The organism is Bradyrhizobium sp. LM2.9, from assembly GCF_054056555.1.
Map to the genome: position 1 here is coordinate 2,592,084 of NZ_JBSRYJ010000002.1, position 19,607 is coordinate 2,611,690.

17 protein-coding genes and 3 pseudogenes are annotated in these 19,607 nt (G+C 64.0%); 8 read left to right on the top strand and 12 right to left on the bottom strand.

What is annotated here, in order from left to right; all coding sequences use genetic code 11:
* Nucleotides 1-45 precede the first annotated feature (45 nt).
* Complete coding sequence (locus ACVWW3_RS13965; RefSeq protein ID WP_247340675.1) at nt 46-474, top strand: HIT family protein; 429 nt, start codon at nt 46-48, stop codon at nt 472-474.
* A gap of 56 nt (nt 475-530) precedes the next feature.
* Here the strand turns inward: ACVWW3_RS13965 and tnpC are convergent, their stop codons facing one another.
* The 5 genes from tnpC to ACVWW3_RS13990 all read right to left on the bottom strand — a co-directional run bounded on the left by tnpC (nt 531) and on the right by ACVWW3_RS13990 (nt 4,904).
* Nucleotides 531-1,985: an IS66 family transposase gene (tnpC, locus tag ACVWW3_RS13970; protein WP_456649588.1), complete on the bottom strand. Its 1,455-nt coding sequence runs from the start codon at nt 1,983-1,985 to the stop codon at nt 531-533.
* Between the two features lie 161 nt (nt 1,986-2,146).
* A complete protein-coding gene (gene tsaA, locus ACVWW3_RS13975; RefSeq protein ID WP_354104966.1) occupies nt 2,147-2,638 on the bottom strand; it encodes a tRNA (N6-threonylcarbamoyladenosine(37)-N6)-methyltransferase TrmO in 492 nt (163 codons plus the stop codon).
* A gap of 31 nt (nt 2,639-2,669) precedes the next feature.
* The gene (locus ACVWW3_RS13980; protein ID WP_247340677.1) at nt 2,670-3,020 is read right to left on the bottom strand and encodes an AzlD domain-containing protein; all 351 of its coding nucleotides are present in this window, start codon (nt 3,018-3,020) and stop codon (nt 2,670-2,672) included.
* On the bottom strand, nt 3,017-3,757 hold the full coding sequence (locus tag ACVWW3_RS13985) for an AzlC family ABC transporter permease (protein WP_247444333.1): 741 nt from the start codon (nt 3,755-3,757) through the stop codon (nt 3,017-3,019). Before ACVWW3_RS13985 ends, ACVWW3_RS13980 begins: the two co-directional genes overlap by 4 nt.
* A gap of 106 nt (nt 3,758-3,863) precedes the next feature.
* The gene (locus tag ACVWW3_RS13990) at nt 3,864-4,904 is read right to left on the bottom strand and encodes a transglycosylase SLT domain-containing protein (RefSeq protein WP_456649587.1); all 1,041 of its coding nucleotides are present in this window, start codon (nt 4,902-4,904) and stop codon (nt 3,864-3,866) included.
* A gap of 21 nt (nt 4,905-4,925) precedes the next feature.
* Here ACVWW3_RS13990 and ACVWW3_RS13995 point away from each other — a divergent pair, with 21 nt between their 5' ends.
* On the top strand, nt 4,926-5,942 hold the full coding sequence (locus ACVWW3_RS13995; protein ID WP_456649586.1) for a TRAP transporter substrate-binding protein: 1,017 nt from the start codon (nt 4,926-4,928) through the stop codon (nt 5,940-5,942).
* A gap of 55 nt (nt 5,943-5,997) precedes the next feature.
* Here the strand turns inward: ACVWW3_RS13995 and ACVWW3_RS14000 are convergent, their stop codons facing one another.
* A complete protein-coding gene (locus ACVWW3_RS14000; RefSeq protein WP_456649585.1) occupies nt 5,998-6,198 on the bottom strand; it encodes a hypothetical protein in 201 nt (66 codons plus the stop codon).
* 76 nt (nt 6,199-6,274) lie between these two features.
* Complete coding sequence (locus tag ACVWW3_RS14005; protein ID WP_247340680.1) at nt 6,275-6,556, bottom strand: type VI secretion system-associated protein TagO; 282 nt, start codon at nt 6,554-6,556, stop codon at nt 6,275-6,277.
* 232 nt (nt 6,557-6,788) lie between these two features.
* Here ACVWW3_RS14005 and ACVWW3_RS14010 point away from each other — a divergent pair, with 232 nt between their 5' ends.
* Entirely contained in the window at nt 6,789-7,427 is a 639-nt protein-coding gene (locus ACVWW3_RS14010; RefSeq protein ID WP_456649584.1) for an HAD family hydrolase, read from the top strand.
* 3 nt (nt 7,428-7,430) lie between these two features.
* On the opposite strand, the gene ACVWW3_RS14015 is transcribed toward ACVWW3_RS14010, so the two are convergent.
* Together ACVWW3_RS14015 and ACVWW3_RS14020 are read right to left on the bottom strand one after the other, a co-directional pair.
* The gene (locus tag ACVWW3_RS14015; protein ID WP_456649583.1) at nt 7,431-8,471 is read right to left on the bottom strand and encodes a phenylacetaldoxime dehydratase family protein; all 1,041 of its coding nucleotides are present in this window, start codon (nt 8,469-8,471) and stop codon (nt 7,431-7,433) included.
* A 28-nt stretch (nt 8,472-8,499) separates the two neighbouring features.
* Complete coding sequence (locus ACVWW3_RS14020) at nt 8,500-9,516, bottom strand: carbon-nitrogen hydrolase family protein (RefSeq protein WP_456649582.1); 1,017 nt, start codon at nt 9,514-9,516, stop codon at nt 8,500-8,502.
* Nucleotides 9,517-9,702: 186 nt separating this feature from the next.
* Here ACVWW3_RS14020 and ACVWW3_RS14025 point away from each other — a divergent pair, with 186 nt between their 5' ends.
* The 4 genes and pseudogenes from ACVWW3_RS14025 (at nt 9,703) to ACVWW3_RS14040 (ending at nt 13,738) form a co-directional block, all read left to right on the top strand.
* Complete coding sequence (locus ACVWW3_RS14025; RefSeq protein WP_456649581.1) at nt 9,703-10,659, top strand: AraC-like ligand-binding domain-containing protein; 957 nt, start codon at nt 9,703-9,705, stop codon at nt 10,657-10,659.
* Nucleotides 10,660-10,706: 47 nt separating this feature from the next.
* Nucleotides 10,707-10,997: a hypothetical protein gene (locus ACVWW3_RS14030; RefSeq protein ID WP_456671989.1), complete on the top strand. Its 291-nt coding sequence runs from the start codon at nt 10,707-10,709 to the stop codon at nt 10,995-10,997.
* Nucleotides 10,998-11,114: 117 nt separating this feature from the next.
* Nucleotides 11,115-12,140 carry an aldo/keto reductase gene (locus ACVWW3_RS14035; RefSeq protein ID WP_456649579.1) on the top strand — a complete coding sequence of 342 codons (1,026 nt, stop codon included), beginning with the start codon at nt 11,115-11,117 and terminating at the stop codon, nt 12,138-12,140.
* 175 nt (nt 12,141-12,315) lie between these two features.
* Nucleotides 12,316-13,738 (top strand): annotated as a pseudogene (locus ACVWW3_RS14040) (MFS transporter).
* Nucleotides 13,739-13,993: 255 nt separating this feature from the next.
* Here ACVWW3_RS14040 and clpA read toward each other — a convergent pair.
* A pseudogene (clpA, locus tag ACVWW3_RS14045) lies at nt 13,994-16,399 on the bottom strand (ATP-dependent Clp protease ATP-binding subunit ClpA).
* A gap of 286 nt (nt 16,400-16,685) precedes the next feature.
* Nucleotides 16,686-17,019: pseudogene (clpS, locus tag ACVWW3_RS14050) on the bottom strand (ATP-dependent Clp protease adapter ClpS).
* Nucleotides 17,020-17,497: 478 nt separating this feature from the next.
* Between clpS and ACVWW3_RS14055 the strand changes: the two are divergent.
* The gene (locus tag ACVWW3_RS14055; RefSeq protein ID WP_354107813.1) at nt 17,498-18,850 is read left to right on the top strand and encodes a TadE/TadG family type IV pilus assembly protein; all 1,353 of its coding nucleotides are present in this window, start codon (nt 17,498-17,500) and stop codon (nt 18,848-18,850) included.
* Nucleotides 18,851-18,923: 73 nt separating this feature from the next.
* Here the strand turns inward: ACVWW3_RS14055 and ACVWW3_RS14060 are convergent, their stop codons facing one another.
* Nucleotides 18,924-19,262, bottom strand: a complete 339-nt coding sequence (locus ACVWW3_RS14060; RefSeq protein ID WP_456649577.1) for a phasin family protein — start codon at nt 19,260-19,262, stop codon at nt 18,924-18,926.
* Nucleotides 19,263-19,607 lie beyond the last annotated feature (345 nt).

A 19,607-nucleotide genomic window follows, 5' to 3' on the forward strand; every position in this document is an offset into this window, starting at 1 on the left:
ACTGCTGCTGGTGACAGTAGCGCGAAATTCCAGGGAGCCGCCGCCATGACCGCCTACGACACCAACAACATCTTTGCAAAAATTCTGCGCGGCGAATTCCCCTGCCACAAGGTCTACGAGGATGAGCACGTGCTTGCCTTCCTCGACATCATGCCGCGGGCACCAGGCCACACGCTGGTGATTCCAAAAGCCCCTGCCCGCAACATCCTCGACATCAAGCCTGATGACTACGCCCATGTCGCCCGCGGCGCGCACAAAATCGCAGCCGCTGCGATGACAGCGTTTAGGGCTGACGGTATCACCGTGCAGCAGTTCAACGAGGCGGCCGGCGGACAGGTGGTATTTCATCTCCACATGCACGTGATGCCGCGCCACGACGGAGTGGCCCTACTGCCGCCCGCCAGCCGCAAGGAAGACGTCAAGGTGCTGGAAGAGAACGCGACCAAGCTGATCGCGGCGTTGAAGGAGGTTTGAGTTTCTCGGCTCGTCATTGCGAGCGAAGCGGTAACTGCCCAGGTCCGTTTGCTCGGTTAGGCGACGCTGAGTTTGTGGATGAGTTGTGTGGGGCATCGGGACAATGTTTCGAGCATGTTCCATCCGCGCTTTCGAGCGGTACCGATCAGGGTGCGAAGCGTGGCGAAATTGTCTGCGCCTTGTGAGGTGCGGAAGCCGGCAGAGATCTTCTGCCGCAATTTCATCATCCGAGCATCGCGCTCGGCCTCGTTGTTGGTAAACGGCACCGCCGAGTTGTGCAGGAACAGCAGCACCGCCGCTTTATGTAACTTGAGGCGCAACAGGAGATTATGGCCCGTGCGCCGTCTGATCCGCCCGCGCTTGATGTCGCGAGGCAGCGCGGGTAGCGCCTCGTGCCAGGCGATACCGGCGCGGATAATGCGGTCATAAAGTCGCTCGGCGGCGCGGATTCTGTTGGGACGCAGCGCGCCTGTCTGGTCGGTTGGATGCTCTGACGCCAGATTGACTTCGTGGCACAGGCAGCGGAGCAACCCGCGCATGCGCCGGGCCCAGGCCTCGCCATCGATGTCCACCAGCGCCGTCAACTCGCGCAGGTGATGCGCATTGCACAGCGCATGCGTGACACCGGACATCTGAAAATAGGATGTCCAATGGTCGTGCACAACGATATGCGCCGCTTGCGTCAGCACCTCGCCGCGCCTGGGTGAGACGCGATAATGCACCAGCCCATTGATCCCGGCGGTGCCCGCGACATGCAGCCATTGCGGCGTGGCGCCCACCCAGAACCCGGTCTCATCCAAATGCTTGACCGGTGCCCGGCGGATTTGCTCGCAGACTGCCGCAGCGAAATCCTGCGTCCGGCTGGCAGCCCGGGCGATCATTTGTCCGATCGTGCCGGCCGAGATGGTCACGCCAAACAGATCGGAGAGGATTTGCCCGAGCCGATCTTCAGGCAGAAACTGTCCCGCCGACAGATAGGTCACCACAGCGGCCAACCGGACGCCATATTGCGCCGGCGCCCTTACCTCGGGTGGAAACGATCCTGTCGTGACCGCGCCACAGCCGCTGCATTTGCAACGATAGAGCTGATGCTCCGTGACGAGCAGCGGCGCCGGCGCCGGCAGATCGAACACCTGACGGCTGCCGACAAGTTCCAGCTGTTCACCCTCCAGCGCCATTCGGCAGCGCCCGCATCTGACAGGGCGATGCATGATCGTATGATCGACCCGTTCGGACCGCTTCAAGTGTTTGCCTGCATGGCCGGGCTGGCCGCCGGGCTTCTTCAACCCTCGCTCACGCAGGCTCTGTGTCCGGCGAGAAGCCTGGCCCGGTCCATCGCTCGAAGGCGGCTTGCTGCTATTGGAGCTGTCCAGACCAAGCCGACGCTCCAGATCGGCCACACGCACCGTCAGCAATGCGTTCTGCTGCTCCAACATCAGGTTGCGCTCCTGCAACTCCCCAATCAGGGCCAGCAGGGCGTCCACAGACAATGAGGAATTTGGCGGCGTCACCCATACCTTGACTCACAAACACATGTGGTCAGTCAAGAGAATACAAACGGCCACCTGGGCAGTTACGCGAAGCGAAGCAATCCAGACTGTGTCCGCGGTGGCAGTCTGGATTGCTTCGTCGCAAGAGCTCCTCGCAATGACGCGGATGGAGCGAAGCGCCTTCACTCCGTCTGAAAATCCCCCGGCTGCGGTGCGGCCAGCGGGGTGAACTCGCAACGATCGGGCTTGATGTCGATCAGCGGCGTGTTGTCGATGCAATCGAGTCCACGCACCAGAATCGCATTGCCCTCGATGCCGACGAGCTTCACGATCGACGTGCCGATCGGATTGGGCCGGACCGGCGAGCGCAGCGAGAAGGTGCCCCGGGTCTTCTCGTTGTTCTTAGGGCTTTGCAGGACGATGTCGCGGCGCGACTGGTCGAGCCAGTAGAGCACTTCGAGGTTGCTGTAAAAATCGACGCCCTTGATCGCCGGCACGAACGGTTCGAAGATCTCGAGCCGGCATATAGGGCCGTCATGCCGGCCTTGCCGCGGGGTCTCCAGCCGCGAGGTCCAGGGCGTGCGGATGCGGCCGATGAAGACGAGGCCGGCATCTTGCGTCGATGGCAGCTCGATAGAGACTTCACCCTCGCGGAGCTGGTTTTCGCGAACCATATTTCCAATTCCCTGCTGTTCGCCGGCGGTTTTAGCCCAACCACCACGTACCGGCCAGCATGAAGACTTCGCCCGCGACCACGCCGGCGAAGATCGAGCGGCGGGTCAGCAGGAAGACGATGAGGCCGGCGCCGACCGCACCGTAGCGCAAGGCATCCGGCACGCTCGCAAGCGCCCCGGGCGGCTCGACCACGATCTGGGCGATGACGCCGGCCAGGATCGCGGTGGCGACCGCCCGTACCCAGACCAGAAGCTCGGAGCCCTCGTCGATGCCGCCGCCGAACCACAGGCCGAGCATGCGCCATATCTGGTTGGGAACAACGCCAGCGACGAACAGCACGGCGAGCGCGTGCCAGTCGCCGATGAGCTGTGCAAAGCTCATGCGCGCACCTCGCGCCACCAATGCACGCCATAGGCAATCGTGCCGGCCACGAGGCCGCTGACGAGGATGTCGAGGCCGGAGTTCATCTTCGCGGCCAGCGGATAGAGCAGAACCCCGAGCGCCAGCGCGACGCCGTCGGCGACCTCGCGGCTGTTGCGTGCGGTCGAGAACAGGAAGGACAGCGGCGTCAGCAGCAGGATCGCGGCGCCCAGCGTCTGCGTCAGATTTGCAGCGAGGAAATAGCCGACCGTGTTGGCGGTGAGACACACCGAGACGAGACCGAAGCCAAGTCCGTTGACAAAGGCGATCCGGCGCTCACGCGGCACCTGCGGCAGGAAGCGATGGCATTCGACCCACAGTGTCACCGCGGTGAGATGCGCCGCGAAAAACAGCTCGCGCCGTTTTGTCGTCGGCGTGCGCATCAGCGGCAGCACCGAGACCACCATCGGAAACAGGCGGACGGCGCTGACCGTGACTGCGATCGCCGACTGGATGACGGTCGCGCCAGAGCCGAGCGTGGTGATCAGGATGATCTGCGCCGGTCCCGCCCAGACGAACAGCGTCGAGCAAAGCGCCCATAGCAGGCTGAAATGGCTATCGTGGGCGAGCGCACCAATGCCGAGATAGGTCGCGAACAGGACGAGGGTGAGGATCGTCTGCGTGATCGAGCGCAGTCCCCACGCAAAGGCGCGCCAGGGACTTTGCCATTGAGGTGAATCGAGCGGAGGAAGCGCCACGGGAGTCTTGGACGGATGAGGAATCGTGCCTGCATAACGGGCAAAGTGGCGCCTCGCGTCAAGAAAGCGCGCGGCGGGGCTGGCATGCACGCTGGGACAGATGCCCCTACCCGCTCACGCCGCGGTTCTTCAGCACGAAGCACGCCCCGCCGGCCTTGCGGATGCGACCGCAGAGTTCATCCGCCTCGCTCCGCGTATCGGCGCCGATGCGCACCTGGTAGAACGCGCGCGTGCCGCGGCTGCGCATCACCGAGCTCAGCAGGCTCGGATCACGTTCGCCGATCACGGCGCTTAGCCGCGTGACCGCGCGGGAATACATCGCCAGCGCCCGGTTGCGGTCGAAGCCGGCGGCGAGCTGCACGCCCCAGATCTTTGCGGCCGCGAGCTCCACATGCTGCTCGAGCTCGGCGACGAAGGCATTTGGCGCGCGCTTCAGGAGCACCATCAGATCGCGGCAGCTCGTCGGCGGCGAGCTCGGCGGGCCCTTGCCGGTGCTGCCGGCCTTGGCCCATGCATCGACGCTCGTGCCGGTAATGGCGAAGACGTAGTTGCGCGTCTGGTCCGGCATCGGACCGGTGCCGGCGAGCCATTCCTGGACCCGGCGCGGGCCGGCATTGTAGGCGGCGGCCGCCAAGCCGAGATTGCCGAACTGATTGCGCAGCTCGTTCAGAAATTCCGCCGACTTCGGCAGCGCCTGCACCGGATTGAAGGGATTGAGCAGTCCTCGCTCGCTCGCGGTGCCCGGCATGAATTGCGCGATCCCCTGCGCGTGCTCGCCGCTGCGCGTCATCGGCCCCACCGCATCAGCCTGGAAGCGGCTCTCCTGCCAGATCACGCGGGCAAAGAACTCCAGCGGCAGATTGGCATCGCGCGCAGCGGCTTCGATAATCAGGCAGATCGACTCCCGCGTGTCACTCTCGCGCGCATCGCCGGACTTAGCCGGCGGCGTCGCGAGTTCCTCGACGCTGGGGACGGCGACGTCAGTCTTTGCAGGCGAGCTGTCCCATGCTGCGACCCGTGTCGCCGAGACAAGCAGTGCGGTGATGATGCACAACGCAATCTGCACCCATCTCGTGCAGGCATGGTGATGGCGCGCGCCGGCGCGGCGTGCAACAAGATGATCTGCCATGTTGTGGCATCGTGCCATGGTTCGACGAGTTGCCAATATATGCTGCCTGACCTGCTTTTCTCAATGCGATATCCCGCCAAACGGATCCGCGCGATCCTTGCCCTCGCCGCAATCATCCTGAGCGTCGCGCCAGCCGCCGCGCAGGTGAAATGGCGGATGACCACGGAATATCCTGAGAATAACATCTCCGGGATCGGGCTGACGACCTTCGCCAGCCGCATCTCCGAGCGCACCCACGGTTTCGTGACCGTGACCAACGCTTTCGACAACGAGCTCAAGATCAACTCGGGCGAGATGCCGCGCGCGGCGCTGGACGGCCGGATCGCGGGCGGCGATGCCTTCGCGGGCGCGCTCTCGGGCCTCGACCCTGTGCTCGGATTGTCCACCCTGCCCTTTCTCGTGCAATCGGTCGAAATCGCCCGCGCCAGCAATTTGCGGGCGCGCCCGCTCTATGAGAAGGCGCTCGCTGCGCGCGGCCTCAAGCTGCTCTATCTGACGATCTGGCCGGCCACGGGCCTCTGGTCGGAACGGTCGCTCGACAGCGCCGACGATCTGCCGAAACTGAACTTGCGGGCCTACGATGCCAATTCCAGCGAGGTCATGCGCGCGGCCGGCGCGAACGCGCAATTCCTGCCGATGGACGCAGCACTTGCCGGACTGAGGGAGCACCGGCTGAATGCCTTCCTCACCTCCGGCGACGGCGGCGCGGGGCGCAAACTGTGGGACTTCCTGCCGCATTTCACGGCCATCAACTACGCGATGCCGATCTCGATCGCCTTCGTCCGCAGCGACGCATTTGCCGAACTGTCCGAGCCGATGCAGCGCGAGGTGCTGGCTGCTGCGGCCGAGACGGAGCAAAGCCAGTTTGCGCTGCTCGCCCATCGCACATCCGAAAATTATACGCGCATGCGGGACAATGGCGTCCATATCGCCGAGCCGGCGCCTGCGTTCCTTGTCACGGAGCTGCGGAAGGCAGCAAAGGACGCGATCGCCGCCTGGGAAACCCAGGCAGGCGCGGAGGCGACCGCAATCGTCGAATGGGCGAGACAGCAATGAGGAAGCTGTAGCGGCATCTGCGATGAACGCTCCGCTGGTGTCGCTGCTTATCGCCCTAGGTTTTGACCGGAACCGGGAATTCGCCCCGGATGGCGCGGTCGAGGGCATCGATCAGCGCCTGGATCTCGATAAACTTGTTGCGCGCTCGCTCGGCCGTGTCGCGCACAAAGGGAGCGGCCAGCACTTTCGCATGCGCGTCCCTGTCCTCGATCATGCGATCACGGGCCTTCTGCAGAGTTTCAAGTCGCTCGCTCATCCGGCCTCTCCCAAAAAATTGTCTCGATCCTAGTCCGGACTCGCCGGTCGACGAGAACACGGCGAACAAGCAACCCTCAACAGCCGCGGCAGATGTTCTTCAGCTTCGCTGCGGTTTTGGCCTCTTCCGCAACGAACGGGTCCTTGTAGGCACTACGGGACGCATCGTTCTCCGCAGCAGCGGGCTTTTTCTCCTTTGGAGGAAATGCAGTATCGTAGCAGGCGAGACGTTCGCTCGTGCTTTCGATCGCGCGGCAGTCCGGTCCTGCCGCGACAGCGCCTTGCGACAGTGTGCCCAGCATCAATGCGACAAGAAGCGCTCTCCGGCGGATCCAGTCGACCAGACGAAATCCAGCCATACACGCTCCTGCTCAGTCGGCGGGAGCACTGGTGACCCTCAGTCACCGGTTGATGCCAATGGAAGGGCGGTGATGGCGCGACTCTACGCGTCCCTCCCGCGAATAGCGAGCTTTAAGGGATACGCAATATCAAGAAGGCGGATGTCGGCGTGACGATTGTTGCGCGTTGCCTTGGTCCGCGGCCTCGTTTAGGTCAAGCAATAGACGGCGGTATCAACCCAGGCGCGGCAACATGGTTACAATCTATTTCGATCTCGACGGCACGCTGACCAACCCAAAACCCGGGATCACGCGCTCGATCCAGTACGCCCTGGAGCGGCTGAACGCGGCGGTGCCGAGCGAGGACGAGCTGACCTGGTGCATCGGCCCGCCGCTGCACGCCAGCCTGGAAAAGCTCACCGGCAGCGCGGAACTCGCCGACCGGGCGCTGCTGCTCTATCGGGAGCGCTTCAGCGATGTCGGCCTGTTCGAGAACGAGGCCTATGCCGGCATCATGGACACCCTGACAACGCTTGCCGCGACGACACCGCGCATGTTCGTGGCGACCAGCAAGCCCGCGGTTTACGCCACCCGCATCGTCGAGCATTTTGGACTAAAACCGTATTTCGAGCGCGTGTTCGGCTCCGAGCTCGACGGCACCCGCGTCGACAAGCGCGACCTGCTGCGCTACGCGCTCGACGAAGCCAAGGTCGATTCCGCCAGCGCGATCATGATCGGCGACCGCAGCCATGACGTGGTCGGCGCCCTCACCAATGGCATGACGGCGATCGGCGTTCTGTATGGCTATGGCAGCGAGGCCGAGCTCCGGGACGCCGGCGCGCATCACATATGCGCTGCGCATCCCGAGCTGCTCACTCACTGCGTGGCCTAAGTTCTAGGCACTGACGGTCTCCACCGCCGCCAGCATGCCGGTCTTGGCGTGGCAGTTCAGATATTCGAAGAACTGCTCGTCCGCCGCGGCCACAGTGACCTCGTGATAGAGCCGCAATTTTGCCGATGGCCCGAGCGTCGACAGATATTTCATCGCCGCGCCGAATATCTTGACGTGGGTCGGATGCGATTCCGCCCACCGCTCCAGCGCAGCCAGGCTCTTCCACCAGCTTTGGCCGTAGGACTTTTCGCTCGCGTTCCCGTCGGCTGCAAGCACGCGCATGTAGCGGTTGGCGTAGCAGCCGATGCCAAGACCGTCATCGCGCAAGAAATCCATCCCCTCGCGCAACACCGGCTCGACGTCGTCGAGATAGAGCTTTCGCTCCGAGGTCTCGGTATCGCTCCAATCCTGTCCTGACCGGATCAGGCAGAGATTGTCGTGCGCTTTCACGCGCAGCCGCGCGCCGTCGCGGATCAGCTCGGGATTGCCGCCCGGCGACATCGGATCGGTCTGCGACAGCGGGATGCGGTCGCGCATGCCGCCCCAATAGGCGTGCTCCTGCACCTCGCCGCTCATGCCCTGCGCAATCACCGCAACGCCCTCGGGCCGGTCGAGCGAGGAGAACAGCGTCTCGTGCCGCGCCACCGTGGGGCGCAGCACCTCGATAAAGGTGCCGACGCCCTCGAACTGCTTCCCGGTCCAGGCCTCGCGCGCCGGTCCGAACCAGGCGTCGAAGCGCGCGATGTCGTCCCAATAGGCCACTGAGACGACGTTCTCGTAGCCGGCCTGATCGACATATTGCGCGCGGTCCCAATGCGAGGGCCCGTCTTCCGCCGCAAAGCGCTCCGCGATTTCGGCGAGCGCGTCCGTCGCGACCGCCGGCGCCGAGCCACGATATTGAACGCCGAAATAGGCCATCAACACGCGGCTCACGGCGGGCTTGTAGCGCGCCACGAAGGACGGATATGGCGGCCGGCAATCGTCCGGCACACGCTTGTGGCGCGTGCGCGGGGTCTCGAGATGCAGAGGAATTGCGGATTCCATGATCGTGTCCCTCCCTCGATCCCGACGATCAGCTCGCCGCCGCGGCAATGTCGGTGGGCTCGACGCTGTCGACCGGCAGCGCAAACTGCTCGACGCGCTGGTATCGCTTCTTGTTGAGCAGGAGCCGCGTCACGTCGGGCCGCGAATAGTGCCCGGCGGGATCAGCGGCGTTCTTGGCGACACCGATGGCGCCGAGATCGATTTCGGCGATCAACAGCCCTTCCTGGTCCGGCGCGAGCTTGTCGCCGATCTGGCTGCCGTCAGGGCCGTAGATCGCAGCAAAGCCACCGCCAACATGCAGCAGCGCGTGCTTGTCCGGACGATCGCAGAGTTCGTCGATCATGGCTTGCGAGACCGTCGCGCAAGGCGCCAGCACGAAGCAGGATCCTTCCACCGCGTAGACGCGCGACGCCGCGTTGTTGACCTCGGCGCCGAGCGCCGGCGCGAAAGGATCGTAGAGCGAAAAGCTCGGCCAGGCCGCGACATGCACCTGCTCATTCTGGGCGTACATCGCGTATTTCGACAACGGCTGGAGATGCTCCCAGCAGCAGAGTGCGCCGATACGGCCGATGTCGGGCCGCGCATGCACGGCGAGATCGCTGCCGTCGCCCTCGCCATAGACGGTGCGCTCCGCATGAGTCGGCCGCAGCTTGCGGCGCTTTGCGATGGTCTCGCCATCCGGCCCGATCAGCCATTGCGCCAGGTAAAGACTGCCGCCGTCACGCTCGGACAGGCCGAACACAGCGGTGAGCTTGGCCATGCGCACGGCGTCGCGCAGCCGCTCGGCCTGCGGGCTGTCGTAGGACAGCGAATTGTCGAAATAGCGCTGCACGAAGCCGCGACCGATCGCCCAAGCCGGCGAATCCATCCAGATGTGCCAAGGGTAGCCGGGGATGAAGGCCTCCGGAAAGGCGATCAGCTTGGCGCCCTTCTCGGCGGCGTCCCTGATCAGGGCGATCGATTTGTCGATCGAGGCATCGAGGTCGAGCCAGGCGGGCGCCGCCTGAACCACCGCGACCTTGTATTTCGGATGTTGGATGCCCATTCCCGCCTCCCTTGCCGGTTGATCGGAAGCTACGTCCGATGCAGTCTATTGGGCCAGAGCCGGACCAGGCCCGCTCGACCGCCCCGGCACGAAAACTCGACTGGAACGGCGGTACGGGATTTGCCTCGGTCAGGCGCGATCCGCGCAACATGCGATTTTACGGGATGTGAAAGGGAGGCTCTGCAGATGCCAATCCAGTTCACCACGGACGACAGCCCCGGCCACCGCCGGCTTGCGCTCTGGCAGGATATCGTCTGCGACGTCTTCGTCGGGCTCGACTGCAAGTCCGACCTTGGCAGCGCCTTTCGCGGCTCGGTCACCCGGGCGCCGCTGGGCAAGGCGGAATGCTCCGAGGTCTGTTCCGATCGTCAGCACGTGTTGCGCACGCCCTCTCGCATCGCGCGCTCGGATCAGGATTTCATCCTGATCGCGCTCGGCAATCGCGGCGCCGGCGGCGTGGTGCAGGACGGCCGCGAGGCCGTGGTGCATCCGGGAGAGTTTGCGCTCTACGACACCACCCGCCCCTACGAGCTGAAATTCGACGGCACGTTCACGCAGACCATCTTCAAGGTGCCGCGCGAGATGCTGCAGCGCCGGCTCGGCGCGACCGAAGCCCTTACCGCCAGCACTTTCGGACCGGACTCGCCGCTGCAAAGGATCGCCTACGATTTCATCTACCGTCTTTGCCAGAGCGCGGATCAGATCGATCCGCTCCACGCCGCTGCTCTGTCGGAACAGGCGGTCGACGTCCTGGCGATGGCGCTGGGCGAGCGGCTAGGCCAGACGCCGCTGCCGTCCTCGACCCATCGCTCCGCCCTGCTCTACCGGCTGAAAGCGCATATCCGGGCTTATCTTGCCGATCCCGACCTCTCGCTGTGCGAGACCGCAGCGGCGCTCGGCATCTCCTCCCGCTACGTCAACGATCTCCTCGCCGACGAGGACACCTCGTTCCAGCGCTACCTCCTCGGTGAGCGCCTCGCTCAATGCAGGCGCGACCTCGCCTCGCCCGTGCTCGCCCACCGCCACATCAGCGAGATCGCCTTTGCCTGGGGCTTCAACGACCTCTCCCATTTCGGTCGCGTCTTCCGCGAGCATTTTGGGATGTCGCCGCGCGACTTCAGACAGAGCCAATTGCGGCATTGACATCCGGGGGCAGCCATTAGCCGGAGCCTTCGCTTCAGGCAAAGGCAATGCTCGTGAATTCCAGATTGTCAGGTGCTGCCGCCGGGATCAGGCTGGCGCACATGAGGACTCACGCCAACACAAGCGGATCGGAGGTCTTGCTGGGCATCATCGCGATCCGGCTCGCGGTGCTGGTCGTGGTGGGCTGGACCCTGACGCTCTTGCCGCGGCAGGCGCGCGAGAGTGACGCCGGCTGCCTTCCCTCACCTGTAACGTGGAGCGCGGCTCGGCTTCCGGCGACGACGACCGGCGCGCGCGTGACTGACGCAGCCTTCGACGACATGCTTCTGCACGACTAGGGCCGCTCCCAAGCAAGGCCGGTATGTGGGCGTGGAGTAGGACACGGCGCCAGCTTGCATTACCATTCGGCACCAAGGCCGTACCGTTCAACCAGCGGCCAGCCGAGGAGCATATCGATGGAATACCGACGCTTGGGCCGCTCAGGCCTCATGGTGCCCGCCTTGAGTCTTGGGACCGGCACCTTCGGCGGCGTCGGCCGCCTCGCTGCGTGGGGCACGACGGACGCAGCCGAAGCGCGGCGCCTTCTGGATATCTGCCTCGATGCCGGAGTGTCGATGTTCGACACCGCGAACGTCTACTCGCTCGGCGAGTCCGAGCGCGTTCTCGGCGAGGCCATCAAGGGCCGCCGCGACAAGGTTTTGATCTCGACCAAGACAACGTTCCGCTTCGGCGACGGCCCCAACGACATCGGATCGTCACGGCAACATCTGCTCGCGGCCATCGATGCTTCGCTGAGCCGGCTCGGCACCGATTACATCGACCTGTTCCAGCTTCACGGCTTCGACGCCTTCACCCCGCCTGAAGAGGTGCTTGCGACCCTCGATGGGCTCGTGCGCGCCGGCAAGATCCGCTACGTCGGCGTCTCGAACTTCTCCGGCTGGCACCTGATGAAGTCGCTTGGCGTCGCCGACAAGCACGGCTTTCCGCGCTATGTCGCCAACCAGACCTACTATTCACTGATCGGGCGCGACTACGAATGGGAGCTGATGCCGCTCGGCCTCGACCAGGGGCTCGGCGCCGTGGTCTGGTCGCCGCTCGGATGGGGACGCCTCACCGGAAAGATCCGCCGCGGCCAGCCAAAGCCTGACGTAAGCCGCCTACCCAAGACGGCCGAGTTCGGCCCGCCGGTGCCGGACGAGCACGTCTATCGTGTCGTCGAGGCCATCGACGAGGTCGCGAAGGAAACGGGCAAGAGCGTCTCGCAGATCGCGTTGAACTGGCTGCTGCAGCGTCCGACAGTCTCGACGCTGATCATCGGCGCGCGCAACGAGACGCAACTTCGCGAAAATCTCGGCGCGGTCGGATGGTCCTTGACCAAGGATCAGATCGCAAAGCTCGATGCCGCGAGCAAGGTGACCCTGCCCTATCCGTACTGGCACCAGCGCACGACCTTCACCGACCGCAATCCGCCGCCGGTGTAGACACCTTCGGAAACGCGAAATCGCCTGGCAGGCTGCGAAAGCCGTCCTGCCCATGCCTCGCCGCCGGGAGACCCGCTCCCGGTGCAGGAACTGTCCGTCTCCTGCCGGGTTGCGATGCATCTCGCTATTTCCTATTCGGAGATGTACCACGGCTCGAATCAAGCGCGCCTCCACCATGTCGCCTGCCCCCATCGAGCATGCCGACGGCCTGCCGCAGCCGCAGCGCAACCAGGCGGTGCTGACGATTGCGCTCGGCATCATCATGGCGGTCGTCGACAGCGCCATCGCCAACGTCGCGCTGCCGACGATCGCGGCCGACCTCGACGCAAGCCCGGCCTTCTCGATCTGGATTGTCAACGGCTACCAACTCGCGATCACGATCTCGCTGCTGCCATTGGCTTCGCTCGGCGAGATCGTCGGTTATCGCCGCGTCTATCTGGTGGGGCTGGTGCTGTTCACGCTCGCGTCGGCCTTCTGCGCGCTGGCGCACACGCTGCCGCTCCTCACGATTGCACGCATCGTGCAGGGGTTCGGCGCGGCCGGCATCATGAGCGTCAACGCGGCGCTGGTGCGCTTCACCTACCCGCGCAGCCAACTCGGCCGCGGCATCGGGCTCAACGCCCTCGTCGTCGCCTTCTCGGCCGCGGTCGGCCCGACGCTCGCCGCCGGCATCCTAGCGTTCGGCAGCTGGCCCTGGCTGTTCGCCATCAACGTCCCGCTCGGCCTGGTGACACTCGTCTTCGGCCTGCGTAGCCTGCCTCACACCAAGGCTGCGAGCCACTCCTTCGACTGGCAGAGCGCGGGGCTGTCCGCGATCACCTTCGGCATCGGCATCGCGGCCGTCGACAGCGTCCGGTCATGGCGAGGCCGCCATCACCTGCCTCGTGCAGTTTGCCATCGCCATCGTCGCCGGCGCGCTGCTGATCTACCGCGAAACCCACGTGGCTTCGCCGCTGCTGCCGGTCGACCTGTTGCGCATCCCGGTGTTCGCGCTTTCAATTGCGACCTCGATCGCCTCGTTCTGCGGGCAGATGCTGGCCTTCGTTGCGATCCCGTTCTACCTCCAGAGCCGCTTCGGCTATTCGGCGGTGCATATGGGCCTCCTGATCACGCCATGGCCGATCGCTGTAGCGTTCGCGGCGCCGCTGGCCGGCCGCCTGGTCGAGCATTATCCAGCGGGCTTGCTGGGCGGCATCGGGCTCACGCTGTTTGCGTGCGGCCTCGGCACGCTCGCCTTCCTGCCGGCGACGCCTACGCCGCTCGACGTGATCTGGCGGATGGCGCTCGCCGGTGCCGGCTTCGGCCTGTTCCAGACCCCCAACAACCGCACCATGATCGCCGCCGCTCCGCGCGAGCGCGCCGGCGGCGCGAGCGGCATGCTGGGCACCGCGCGGCTGCTCGGCCAGACCACCGGCGCGGCGCTGGTCGCGCTGTTCCTGGGTCGCTATCCGATCGAAGGAACCAGGATCGCTCTGCTCACCGGCGTCGGCTTCGCGCTCTGCGGAGCCATGCTGAGCATGTTGCGGCTGTCGCCCGCGTGCGCGCGCGGTGCCGAGCATGTCCGCGTGCAGGACGATCAGCGTCTGCGCGGCGATTAGCGGGCCTCTCTCCGACTCAAAACGTCGCAGCGGGAGTCACCGGAGAGGCGCAAAAGGTGGTCGCGGGGCCTTCGAAGAGACCCAAGGCGAAACCGAGGGCCGAGCCCGCTCCTACCGCTGCGGCTGCGCCGCCAGCGGAAGAAAAGTAAGCTTCGTCTCTCACGAGGGCATCGGCGCCCCCTACCTAAGGAAGTGTGGCCCTCCAAATAAAAAGGCCGGCTCTTCAGCCGGCCTTTTCAATTCATTGCGCGCAGATCAAGCTTTGACCAGCGGACCCTTGGTCGGCCCTTTCGAACCGCCCGGCTTGGACTTGCCCGGCGGGCGTTTGCGGGCGCCCGGGAGCTTCTCCTGCTTCGGCGTAACCGGACCCTCGACGAACTCGAAGCCGATCTTGTCCTTGGTCTCGTCGGCCTCGTCCTTGACGAGGACGACGCGGACGTGGCCGCCGCCCTTCAGCTTGCCGAACAGCACCTCGTCAGCTAGCGGCTTCTTGATGTGCTCCTGGATCACGCGAGCCATGGGACGTGCGCCCATCTGCTCGTCGTAACCATGCTTCACCAGCCAGGTCTTGGCGGGTTCGGACAACTCGATGGTGACGTCGCGATCGCCGAGTTGCGCTTCGAGCTGAAGCACGAACTTCTCGACCACCGTGCCGATCACCTCGACGCTGAGATGGCTGAACGAGACGACGGCATCGAGACGGTTGCGGAATTCCGGCGCGAACTGCCGGTTGATCGCCTCGTGGTCGTCGCCTTAGGAGAAGACACGCTTCGAGCGCGTGAAGCCGAACGCCTGCTTGGCGAGATCGGACGCGCCGGCATTCGTGGTCATGATCAGGATCACGTTGCGGAAGTTGACCTGCTTGCCGTTGTGGTCCGTGAGCCGGCCGTGGTCCATGATCTGGAGCAGCACATTGTAGAGATCAGGATGCGCCTTCTCGATTTCGTCGAGCAGCACCACGCAATGCGGATGCTGGTCGACGCCGTCGGTAAGCAGGCCGCCCTGGTCGAACCCGACATAGCCGGGAGGCGCGCCGATCAGGCGCGACACGGTGTGCCGCTCCATGTATTCGGACATATCGAAGCGCAGCAGCTCGACGCCGAGTGACGCCGCGAGTTGCTTTGCGACCTCGGTCTTTCCGACGCCGGTGGGGCCCGAGAACAAATAGCAGCCGATCGGCTTCTCCGGCTCGCGCAGGCCGGCACGTGCCAGCTTGATCGAGGCAGCGAGCGATTCGATCGCCTTGTCCTGGCCGAACACGGTGCGCTTCAGGGTCTGCTCAAGATGCTTGAGCACCTCGGCGTCGTCCTTTGACACGCTCTTCGGCGGAATCCGCGCCATCGAGGCGATCGTGGTCTCGATCTCCTTGATGCCGATGGTCTTCTTGCGCTTGTTCTCGGCGACCAGCATCTGCGCCGCACCGGATTCGTCGATCACGTCGATCGCCTTGTCCGGCAGCTTGCGGTCGTGGATGTAGCGCGAGGAGAGCTGCACCGCGGCCTCGATCGCCTCATTGGTGTATTTCAGCCGGTGGTAGTCCTCGAAGTAAGGCTTGAGACCCTTGAGGATCGCGATCGCGTCCTCGACCGTCGGCTCGTTGATGTCGATCTTCTGGAAGCGCCGCACCAGGGCGCGGTCCTTCTCGAAGTGCTGGCGATATTCCTTGTAGGTGGTCGAGCCCATGCAGCGGATGGTGCCCGAGGCAAGCGCCGGCTTGAGCAGGTTCGAGGCGTCCATCGCCCCGCCCGACGTCGCGCCCGCACCAATCACGGTGTGGATCTCGTCGATGAACAGGATGGCGTTGGGATGCGCCTCGAGCTCCTTCAGCACCTGCTTCAGGCGCTCTTCGAAGTCGCCGCGATAACGCGTGCCGGCGAGCAGCGTGCCCATGTCGAGCGAGAACACGGTCGCAGCCGCCAGAACTTCCGGCACCTCGCTGTCGACGATGCGCTTGGCAAGGCCTTCCGCGATCGCGGTCTTGCCGACACCGGCCTCGCCCACGAACAGCGGATTGTTCTTCTGCCGGCGGCACAGCACCTGGATCGCGCGGTTGATCTCGGAATTGCGCCCGATCACCGGATCGATCTTGCCGTCGCGCGCCTTCTTGTTGAGGTTGACGCAATAGGTCTCGAGCGCCTCGCCCTTCTTCTTGGCGTCGTCGCTGCCCTTGGTCTCGGTCTCCTCGTCGACACCGCGCACGGGGCGCGCCTCGGAGACGCCCGGCCGCTTGGCGATGCCGTGGCTGATGTAGTTGACGGCGTCGTAGCGCGTCATGTCCTGCTCCTGCAGGAAATACGCGGCATGACTCTCGCGCTCGGCGAAGATCGCGATCAGCACGTTGGCGCCGGTCACCTCTTCGCGGCCGGACGACTGCACGTGGATCACCGCGCGCTGGATCACGCGCTGGAAGCCGGCAGTCGGCTTGGCGTCGTCGGCGCCGTCCGTCACCAGATTCTCGAATTCGGTCTCAAGATAATTGACGAGGCTCGTGCGGAGCTTGTCGAGGTCGACGCTACAGGCGCGCATGACGGCGGCTGCATCGGAGTCGTCGATCAGGGAGAGCAAAAGATGCTCGAGCGTCGCGTATTGGTGATGACGCTCGTTTGCGATCGCCAGTGCACGATGCAGGGATTGTTCAAGGCTTTGGGAAAAAGTCGGCATTCGCGTCCTCTATGGCCCCCACCATCATGATCGTCATCGACCGGTCAGGCAACAACAACCTTTGTCACATATAGGTATATAAGATCGCGGCGAAAGGCCGGTTCCGCGACTCAGGCGGCTGCACAGCTGCGGTACTTTTTGATGCAAAACCCGTTCCGGTTCGGGCGCGATCGGCGCCGGTGCAGAATTCCGTAGTTTTGCCCGCAACGAACATCGCGCGCAGACCTCACGCGACCATCACACTGCGACATGCACAAGAGCCGGCCTCGAACGCGCCGTAGGTGTCTTACTTCTTTTCCATCACGCATTGCAGCGGATGCTGGTGCTTGCGGGCGAAATCCATCACCTGCGTCACCTTGGTCTCGGCGATCTCGTAAGTGAACACGCCGCACTCCCCGATCCCATGATGATGGACGTGCAGCATGATCTTGGTCGCGGCCTCGGCATCCTTCTGGAAGAACTTCTCCAGCACGTGAACGACGAATTCCATCGGCGTGTAATCGTCGTTCAGGATCAGCACGCGGTACAGGTTCGGCCGCTTGGTCTTGGGTTTGACCTTGGTGATGACGGACGTGTTTGGCGCGGAGGGACCGCCGGGACGGTTTCTCGTCGTTGCTCATCCGGGGAGCGTGGGCGGCGGCGGACAATTCTGGTCTGGAAGACAATTGCGGCATGGCTCAGGCGTTCAAATTCCCCACGGAAGCGTATGACGGTTCACCGCGCAGCCCCGTCTTCGGAGCTTCGCATAGGCGCGCCGCCTTGTTGGATCGCCGCTTTCAACCGATCCGGTCCAAACCAGATCGGCTTCAGCGAATATGGGCCTGCCCCCGGCTCGCCGCAAGCATGCGACGGATCGGCCGATGCGGCCGCGGCGGCCCCGATTCTCGGTCGGAGCGATCCTCGGCAAGGTTAATCAATCCGGACCGATTTGACAAAAGCTTCCGCCCGCCCGTTTAGAAGATGTTGACCAGGAACCCGGCCGTTGACGCCGCTGCGACGGTTTCGCGCGGGATACTTCGGTTTTCTACGGTTGAATTTACCGGGCGTTCAATGGCGTGGCGCGAAAACCGGCAAAGTCAAAGATTTTCGGGGATCGCCATGTCTCGCCTGCCCCTCGTCAGCCGTATCGGTCGACAGCTCGCCCGGTTCGGAGCGGCCGAACAAGGCAATATCGCCGTGATCTTCGCCATCGCACTGCTCCCGGTTTTGACCTTCGTCGGAGCTGCGGTCGACTACAGCCGCGCGGTCCAGGCCCGTTCCGCGATGCAGTCGGCCCTCGATTCCACTGCGCTGATGGTCTCCAAGGATCTGTCGTCCGGCACCATCACGACGTCGCAAATCAGCACCAAGGCGCAGGACTATTTCAAGGCCCTGTTCACCGCCACCAGCACCCTGCCGTCAGTCACCGTCGCGGCCACTTACACCGCGAGCACCAGCATGGGCTCCACGATCCAGGTCACCGGCACCGGCAGTTACACGACCACCTTCATGAAGGTCGCCGGCTTCCCGACGCTCGACGTCGGCGCCAATTCCACCAGCGCCTGGGGCCTGGTGCGCATGCGCGTGGCCTTGGTGCTCGACAACACCGGTTCGATGGCGCAGGACGGCAAGATGGCGGCGATGCAGACCGCCGCGAAGAGCCTGGTCGATCAGCTCAGCGCGCTCGCCAAGACCAGCGGCGACGTCTACATCTCGGTCGTTCCGTTTGCCAAGGACGTCAACGTCGGCAACAGCAATTCCAGCAAGTACTGGATCGATTTCAGCGATTGGGACGCGGCGAACGGCAGCTGGAGCTGCACGTCAGGCAGCAACAACAACTGCAACAATTGGAAGTGGACACCGGCCAACCATAATGCCTGGACAGGGTGCGTGGTCGACCGCGACCAGGATTACGACATCAAGAACACGACGCCCACGAGCGGCAATGTGGGGACGCTGTTCCCGGCCGAACAATACTCCTACTGCAACACAGGCAGTTCGTCCTATCTGCAGCCGATCATGCCGCTGAGCTACGACTGGAGCTCGCTCAAGGGCCGGATCGACGACATGAAGCCCACCGGTAACACCAACCAGGGCATTGGCCTTGCCTGGGGCTGGATGACGCTGTCGACCGGCGATCCCATGAACGCGCCGGCCAAGGACACCAACTACACCTACAAGGACGCGATCGTGATCCTTTCCGACGGTCTGAATACGCAGAACCGCTGGTACAGCAGCGCTTCGCAGATCGACACGCGGCAGAAGAAGCTGTGCGACAACGCCAAGGCTCAGCCCAGCAACATCACGATCTATACGGTGCAGGTGAACACCGGCAGCGACCCGACCTCCAGCGTGCTGCAATATTGCGCGAGCGGCACCGACAAGTTCTATCTGGTAACGAAGGCAGATCAGACCGTCTCGGTGTTCAAGGACATCGGGACGTCGCTGTCGAAGCTGCGCGTGGCGCGCTAAGACCGACCCGCCGCGACACAAAAAAGCCCGGCTGCTTCAGCCGGGCTTTTGATTCCAGGATGCCCAGGAAACGTTAGTTGGCGGCCGGCGTGAACTTCGACACGATGGTCTCGACCGGCTTGAACGCCTGCTTGGCGAGATCGCTGTAGAGGCCGGCGATCTTCTGCGATTCCGCGACGAAGGTCTCGTAGGCGGAACGGGCGAAATCGGTCTGCGCTTCGACGGCCTTGTCCAGCGACTTCACACCGGAAAGCTTCTCGACGAAGGACTTGGTGTCTTCGAACGACTTCTTGGTGTAGTCGCCATAGGCGCTGGCGATCGCCTGAAGGCCGTGCTGCATCGAGGTCGCGGAGGCGACGCACTGCTCGAAGTGCTCTTTCCCGTAGCCCTGAAAGTCTTCAACCTTGAACATTCGGAATCCTTTTCCCTAGCTCTCGTCGGAAGCCCCGGCTCCCTGACTCTGCTCACAATTAGTGCAACGCACAAAAAAGTCAAGAATCTTGTGCGACGCACAAAAATGCATGCAAATTCGCGGAGATTCCCGGGGTTTCCCGCAATGGTTCCTTAAGCTTTTGGAAACCGCGGCCCCGTACTTTGATTCCCTGGACGTCTTCAACTACCGCAAGCGGCCGAAAGCCGTTGAAGAACATCACCTTAGCCAGAATAGCGGCTCAGGCCCAACCTCCCCCGCGGCGAACACCTGCGGAGGGGCAGCCTGAGCAGGTAATGATCCCGGATCCCATGGGCACAATTTCGC